The organism is Burkholderia sp. 22313, assembly GCF_052045245.1.
Lineage (GTDB): Bacteria > Pseudomonadota > Gammaproteobacteria > Burkholderiales > Burkholderiaceae > Burkholderia.
The window spans coordinates 1-6,801 of the sequence record NZ_JBQEON010000005.1; the positions used below are offsets into that span (position 1 = coordinate 1).

Below are 6,801 nucleotides of genomic sequence, written 5' to 3' on the forward strand. Positions count from 1 at the left end.
GAGCCGACCATGCAGCCAGCCGGATTGGTGACACTGACGATGCGAGAGCTTGATCGACTCAAGGTGATCCAGGCAGTGGTGGACACGGGCTTGAAGCCGGGACGTGCAGCCGAACGGCTGGGCCTGAGCGTGCGCCAGGTGGAACGGCTGGTCATCCGGTATCGAGAGCACGGACCTGGCGGCGTCGCTTCGGGCCGTCGTGGCCGGCCAGGCAACCGCAAGCTCGACGAAGGACTAGCGTTACGCGCCTTGACCATTATTCGAGAGCGCTACGCCGATTTTGGGCCGACGCTGGCCTGCGAGAAGCTGTGGGAATGCCATGGCATTCGGCTGGCCAAGGAGACGGTCAGGAAGCTGATGACGGATGCCGGGCTCTGGATTCCGCGCCGGCAGCGTCCGCCGAAGGTCTACCAGCCGCGAGCGCGCCGGGCGTGTCTGGGTGAACTGATCCAGATCGATGGTTGCGATCATCGAAGGTTCGAGGCCCATGCGCCGCCCCGCACGCTGATACCGCACGCCACGGATTCGCGCCCCCGTCTCTCAATCCGATGATCCCGCGGACCGGCCATCGTCGATAAAGTGCATCGTCAGCGCGGCTAGCACGGCAGGCAAGCCGATCGCCATGAAGTTCCAATGGATCGGCAACGCCATGTCAACCAGGAAACCGATGAAGATCGGCGCGAGAATGGCGCCGCTTCGTCCCACGCCGAGCACCCAGCCAATGCCCGTCGCCCGGATGGCGGCCGGATAGAACTGCCCCGCATACGCGCAAAGCAGGATCTGCGTGCCGATCGTGCTCGCCCCTGCCAGCGCGGCAAGAAGTAGCATGGATGCCGTCGGCAACCCGAAACCCAGCAGCGTGATCGACACCGACGCGAGTACGAACATCGTCATCAGAACGTGCTTGATTTGCGAACGATCGGCCAACCAGCCTCCGCCGATCGCGCCGGCCACCGCACCGCCATTGAGCACGAACGCAAACGTCAACGCCGAGCCCATGCTGTATCCGGTGCTTGCCATCAGCTTGACGAGCCACGAGCTCAACGCGTACACCATGAACAGGCAGATGAAGCACGCGCCCCAGAACATCATGGTGCTGACGCCGCGCCCATCACTCAGCAGCAGTCGCAGCGGCGCCCTGCTCGCTTCGTCCTGCTGGCTCCAGCGCAGCCGGTGATCGCTTCGGACCTTCAATTCTGGATCGATCCGACACGCAATGTTCACCAGCGCCTGCTGCTGTCCGTTGCGAGCCAGAAATGACAGCGATTCCGGCATGCGCCGAAGAAACATCGGGATCAGCAACAGCGGCAAGCCGGCCGCGATGAAGACGGAGCGCCAGCCGTAACCGTCGATCATCGCCTTGCCCAGCAGCGCGGCCAGCATGCCACCCACCGAGTAGCCACTGAACATCAGCGCGACCAGCGTGCTGCGCACGCGGCGCGGCGCATACTCGGTCATCTGTGCGATGACGTTCGGCATCACGCCCCCAATGCCGATTCCCGCGATGAATCTCGCGACACCGAATTCGACCGGGTTTCGCGCGATGCCCGCCGCAACGGTAAGGAGACTGAACAGCGCGATGCAGCAGGCGATTGTGCGGCGGCGGCCAATCCTGTCGGCCACCGAGCCGAGCAGGACGTTGCCGAGCATCATGCCGAACAGCGCCGAACTGACCATGAAGCCCGCCTGTGCCGGGTTCACGCGCATCTCCTGCATGATGGACGGCAACGCGATGCCCACGATCGCCAGATCGTAGCCGTCGAAGATGATGATCAGCGCGCACCAGAACAGCACGACACGATGGACCCTGCCCACCTTTGCTTCGGCCACGAGCCGCTGCAGATCGATTTCCCGCATGGTTTCTCCTCCGCGTAATAGTTGGATTCAATATCGCCGCCGACTGGCTAGCCGATGCGGCTGGCCAACGGCGGCGAGTTCCGCTCGAATTTACAATTCGTCAAGATGTCAGCGCCCCGCCGCACGACCCGGGCACCTTGGCAGGCGCACCACGACGGGCCAAATATCGCTCACACCGGAACTGCCTCGAATTCTTGGGATGTCGAAATTGCTCGTCTATCCATAAACTTCGCGTCAGTGCGCCGACTATCCACTTTCGGCGGTTTTATGAATGGCGACGGCGACGCCGATCCAGCCGCGCTGGCACGGATTTTTTGCGTTTCCCGCGCACAATTCCGAGATAAACAGCATGCTCCCCCAACCGTTCAATCCGTCCGCGCTGCGCGCGTACCGGCTTTTCGAGTCGCAGGATCTTGACGAAACTCGCGAACAGATTTCCCGCGTGATGCAGTCGCATACGCTTTCCCCGTCTGATCGCGAGCGGAGTCGATCCTCCCGGATGAATTTCGTAGCCCTGAATAGCGTCGGGATCGGCACGATCAGGTTCGGCAACGCAATGCGCGTCCTGGTCGACGCGATCGACGGTTACCACCTGCTGATGTTCTGTCTTGCCGGAAGCGCGCGGGTTCGCACGATGGGGCGCGACCTGTTCATCGATACGCAGACAGCCGTGCTGTGCCCGTCCGGCGAATGCTTCGACGCGCAGCTATCGTCCGACTGCGAGCAGTTCGTCCTGCGTATCGACACGTCGATGCTTGAACCATGGGAAGGCGGCGATGGCATGGGTCTCGGGCCGTCGCTCAACCTGGGTCACGCCGCGCTGCGCTCGTGGATGCAGCAACTGGCGCTGGTCTCGAGTTCGCACGAGATGCTGGCTCAGGCGAGCGCCAATCCGCGCGTCGCCGATCGACTTGCGCATTTGCTGATCGATTTGCTGGACGACGCGCACGCGGCCAGCCCGCGTGCCGCCGCGCAGCGCGATCTCGCGGCGAGTGGCGCGCGGCGGGCACAGGCCTATATGGAGGCACATTTCGACCAGCCGCTCCAGATCGCGGACATCGCCCGCGCCGCGGAAACATCCGAACGCACGCTGCGCACCCTGTTTCTGCAACTGCATGGCACCAGCCCGATGCGATACCTGCGCGATCTTCGGCTCGATCGCGCGCGCGAACGGCTCAAGTCGGCGAAGTCGCGCTTCAGCGTCGCGGAAATTGCGCTCGATTGCGGCTTCACGCATCTCGGGCGATTCGCGATTGCCTATCGCGAGAAATTCGGAGAACGCCCGTCGGACACCGGTCGGCCATGATCGGCGCTCGGGGCGGCGCGTCGTCGGTACCTTGACAGCGAGGTCGATCCTGAGCATCACCGTTGGCAACGGGGCAAACTGCCTGGGGCGAAACCGCGATCGCGAAGCGGCTGGCCGATACGCACTGCCCGATCGACCAGACCCATCGCGCCGGTGAAACGCCACTGCCGTTCGCCGCATGGTTCGGCCGGCTCGACATGCTGCCGGTGCTCGTCGCACATAGTGCGAATCCGGATCACGTCGATGCGCGCGAACCAGTTGGCGCGACGCCGAACGTCGATGTGACTGGCACGCCCTGCGCGGCGCTGCGCCGCGACGCGCGGGCAAGAACGCCTCCTGCGTCGTTTTTGCGCGAAATTGACGAAGAAACTGGTCACGTTGTGACATTTTTCCTAATCTGATTGCAGCGGCGCCGTGATTTCGGCGTTCCGGTCAGGACAATCTTTCATATGACGCCTCGCCAGCTTACGAAAATGCATCGCATGACGCACGCAAGCCGGCATTTTCGTGTCGTCCCGGCCGGAATCGTGACGTGCCCGTACGTACGCACGATGCTTTCCACGCAGTCAACCGCAGGAGACGCACAATGAGCAAAACGAACCGATGGGCGGTCCTGGCAGTTTTCGCACTGCTGGCGGGTTGCCACCACGCGGCGAAAACGCCCGAGAATGCCGGCATGGCGCCGGCGCCGTCGAGCGAGGCAGTCGCGACGGTAGCGGCCGACGATCTCAACAATCCGAACAGCCCGCTCGCGAAGCGCAGCGTCTATTTCGATTTCGACCAGTATTCGGTGAAGCCGGAATACGAGTCGCTGCTGCAGACGCACGCCGACTACCTGCGCAGCCACCCGTCGCGCCACGTGCTGATCCAGGGCAATACCGACGAACGCGGCACGTCCGAATACAACCTCGCGCTCGGCCAGCGCCGCTCGCAGGCCGTGATGAGCGCGCTCGAGACGCTGGGCGTGCAGGCCTCGCAACTCGAAGCGGTCAGCCTCGGCAAGGAAAAGCCGGTCGCGCTCGGCCACGACGAGGAATCGTGGGCGCAGAACCGCCGCGCCGATCTCGTCTATCGTTGATCGTCGTGCGGATGCCGGCCACGCCGCATCCGTTACCCGTGATGCAGCCAATCGCCGGGGCGCACCGCGCGCCCCGGCAGCGTGTCGCCGTGCGCGTCAGCTCGTCTCGTCCATCAGCGCCATCATCGACGCCGTCTCGTCACGGCCGAGCGCGCTACGCAGCGCGAGCACATAGACGATCACGCTCCACACCGCGACGATCAGGATGTCCCAGCCGAAGGGCATGATGCCGAGGCCGCCGCCGATCCCGCCTAGCCACGACAGCAGCCACAGCCCGCCGAACCACGGCAGCAGCCACGCGATGTGCTTCCAGCCGAATTGGCGCGCGCTGCGGCGCAGGATCGCGTGATGGTAAATCGCATACGCGACGAACCCGATCGCCACCAGCGAGAACAGGAAGTTGTTGGTGCGAAAGCCGGTCCAGTAGATCACCAGATCGCTGCACACGAACGCGAGCGGCGCAAGCAGCCCCGCGCCGCGCATCCTGAACTGCCGCTCCATCTCCGGCAGGTTGCGGCGCAGGACCATCAGCGCGACCGGGCCGAGCCCGTATGTCAGCACGGTGACGGACGTGATGTAGTTCACCATCTGCTGCCACGCGGGGAACGGCAGCAGGAACACGACGCCGAACGCCCACATCACCACGACCGACATCCACGGGATCCGGTTGCCGTTCAGTCGCGTCAGCGCGCGCGGGCCGGCATCGAGTTCGCCAGCGGCGAACAGGATGCGCGAGCCGCCCGTCATGTACATCAGCCCCGTGCCGCCCGGCGACACATAGGCGTCGATGTACAGTAGCGTCGCCATCCAGCCGAGCCCGAGGGTCGCGGCGAGGCCCGCGAACGGTCCGGTTTCGCCGGTAAAGCTCAGATGGTTCCAGCCGTGCGCGAGATCGGCCGGCGCGAGCGCATAGATGAACGCGACCTGCAGCAGGATGTAGATGACGGCCGCGAGCAGCACCGCGCCGATCACCGCGAGCGGGATGTTTCGGCGCGGATTGGCGCTCTCGCCGCCGAGGTCGATCGCCGTGCGAAAACCGAGATAGCTGAACACGATGCCGGCCGCCGGCAGCGCGGTGAACATGCCGGACAGGCTGTAGCTGTCGGGCGCGGCCTTCATCACGCCCCAGTGCGTGCTCGCGCCGAGCAGCCCGGCGATCGTCACGAGCGGCACGCCGATCTTCCACCATGTGATCGTCGAATTCACGGTCAGCAGCCAGCGCACGACCATCAAATTCAGCAGCGCCATCACGCCGAGCAGCGCCGCGCACGTAACGAAGCCGGTCGCAGTGAGCAGCCCGGCGCCGCCCGGCCGAATGAACCACGGCAGATAGTTGTTCGCGTAGGTGACGATCGCTTCGGCTTCGACGGCCGGCACCGGCACGTACGCGAGGAACAACAGCCAGCACCAGATGCGTCCCAGCCCTTCCCCGTGACTGGCGTGGCTCATGTGGACGAGCGCGCCGCTACGCGGGAACAGCGCGGCCAGCTCGGCAAAACACAGTGCGATCAACAGGATGATGATCGCGCCGAGCACCCAGCTGCCGATGCTCAGCGGTCCGGCGATCCTCGATGCGTGATAGGCGCCGAACAGCCAGCCGGATCCGACCATGCTGGTCGTGCTGGCGAACAGCAGGCCGACGATGCCGGCATCGCGCCGCAGCTTGCCTTCGAGGTTGAGGCTTGAGGTCGTGCTCATGCGAGACTCCTTGCAAACGACCTCCCCCTGCATGATTGATTTGCTTTTAACCGGGTCGACGGCCGACGGACACCCGCCCCGCAACGTGCGGGGCCGGTTTTGAACACTGCGGGAAGCGCCGCGGCCGGCGGCGAGATGCGACGTTCGATCCAGAACGGACGGCGTCGCGCGGGCATGTACGTTGCGGGGCGTCGGTCGCCGCATGCCGGGTTGCGCACGCAGCGATCCGCTGGAGACCGGTCATCTCGTGATACGAATATAGACCTGCAGCGCGCGGACTGCAAAAGCCGAGGCGGCAGCGTTGTTCGCGTGCGCAACGCCCGCCGGCCCCCCACGTCAGCACATAACCGATCATCGAACCGGTGCCGCCGATCGCGAACGACACGCAACCGAGCACGACAGGACTGGACGGACGCGACGATTTGCGCGGCGCTCGCTCGACGGCGGTGCTCATGGTCCCTGTCACGGGAATCGGAATGGCGGCGAGCCGGAGTGTACCAAGCCGCTGCGCCAGTGACCGATCCGGCACCCGCATGCAACGCGCACCGATAGACAAAACGCATGGAATAAACCGCCCACCCGAAACGTTTCGTCATCGCGCGGTCGCCGTTCATGCGAACCGCCGTGCCGCGCGGCCTGCGCGACGTAAGGAGGCTGAAATGAATTCGGCAAGATTGACCGCGGCACTGCTCGCGGCGCTGATGCTGGTGCTGTCGGCGGGATGTACGTCGTCGGGCGGCGGCGTATCGCAAGGCACCGGCATGAGCCGGTACGGCGGTGCGGGCGGCAGCGGAGGAGGAAGTGGCGGCGGAGGGGGCGGCGGCTACTGAAGCGCCGCCGGACGGGCTCGAACGGGGCGTCG

The 6,801-nt window shown here is 64.9% G+C and carries 5 protein-coding genes and 2 pseudogenes; 5 read left to right on the forward strand and 2 right to left on the reverse strand.

What is annotated here, in order from left to right:
- Window positions 1-9: 9 nt before the first annotated feature.
- Window positions 10-540: pseudogene (locus ACTJKF_RS06020) on the forward strand (helix-turn-helix domain-containing protein); the annotation flags it as partial.
- Here ACTJKF_RS06020 and ACTJKF_RS06025 read toward each other — a convergent pair.
- On the reverse strand, window positions 541-1,857 hold the full coding sequence (locus ACTJKF_RS06025) for an MFS transporter (RefSeq protein ID WP_440622644.1): 1,317 nt from the start codon (window positions 1,855-1,857) through the stop codon (window positions 541-543). It lies immediately after the preceding pseudogene.
- A 349-nt stretch (window positions 1,858-2,206) separates the two neighbouring features.
- Between ACTJKF_RS06025 and andR the strand changes: the two genes are divergently transcribed.
- The 3 genes and pseudogenes from andR (at window position 2,207) to pal (ending at window position 4,241) form a co-directional block, all read left to right on the forward strand.
- Window positions 2,207-3,163: an anthranilate 1,2-dioxygenase regulatory protein AndR gene (gene andR / locus ACTJKF_RS06030; protein WP_440622825.1), complete on the forward strand. Its 957-nt coding sequence runs from the start codon at window positions 2,207-2,209 to the stop codon at window positions 3,161-3,163.
- A gap of 86 nt (window positions 3,164-3,249) precedes the next feature.
- Window positions 3,250-3,414 (forward strand): annotated as a pseudogene (locus tag ACTJKF_RS06035) (ankyrin repeat domain-containing protein); the annotation flags it as partial.
- A 335-nt stretch (window positions 3,415-3,749) separates the two neighbouring features.
- On the forward strand, window positions 3,750-4,241 hold the full coding sequence (gene pal / locus ACTJKF_RS06040; RefSeq protein WP_440622645.1) for a peptidoglycan-associated lipoprotein Pal: 492 nt from the start codon (window positions 3,750-3,752) through the stop codon (window positions 4,239-4,241).
- Between the two features lie 96 nt (window positions 4,242-4,337).
- Here the strand turns inward: pal and ACTJKF_RS06045 are convergent, their stop codons facing one another.
- Entirely contained in the window at window positions 4,338-5,939 is a 1,602-nt protein-coding gene (locus ACTJKF_RS06045; RefSeq protein WP_440622646.1) for an APC family permease, read from the reverse strand.
- A gap of 659 nt (window positions 5,940-6,598) precedes the next feature.
- Here ACTJKF_RS06045 and ACTJKF_RS06050 point away from each other — a divergent pair.
- Window positions 6,599-6,769, forward strand: coding sequence for a hypothetical protein (locus tag ACTJKF_RS06050; protein ID WP_440622647.1), 171 nt, complete (start codon window positions 6,599-6,601; stop codon window positions 6,767-6,769).
- The last annotated feature ends 32 nt before the right edge of the window (window positions 6,770-6,801 follow it).

Coding starts and splice junctions, on each gene's coding strand:
- pal (WP_440622645.1), top strand. CDS start 3,750: ATGAGCAAAACGAACCGATGGGCGGTCCTGGCAGTTTTCGCACTGCTG.
- ACTJKF_RS06025 (WP_440622644.1), bottom strand. CDS start 1,857: ATGCGGGAAATCGATCTGCAGCGGCTCGTGGCCGAAGCAAAGGTGGGC.
- andR (WP_440622825.1), top strand. CDS start 2,207: ATGCTCCCCCAACCGTTCAATCCGTCCGCGCTGCGCGCGTACCGGCTT.
- ACTJKF_RS06045 (WP_440622646.1), bottom strand. CDS start 5,939: ATGAGCACGACCTCAAGCCTCAACCTCGAAGGCAAGCTGCGGCGCGAT.
- ACTJKF_RS06050 (WP_440622647.1), top strand. CDS start 6,599: ATGAATTCGGCAAGATTGACCGCGGCACTGCTCGCGGCGCTGATGCTG.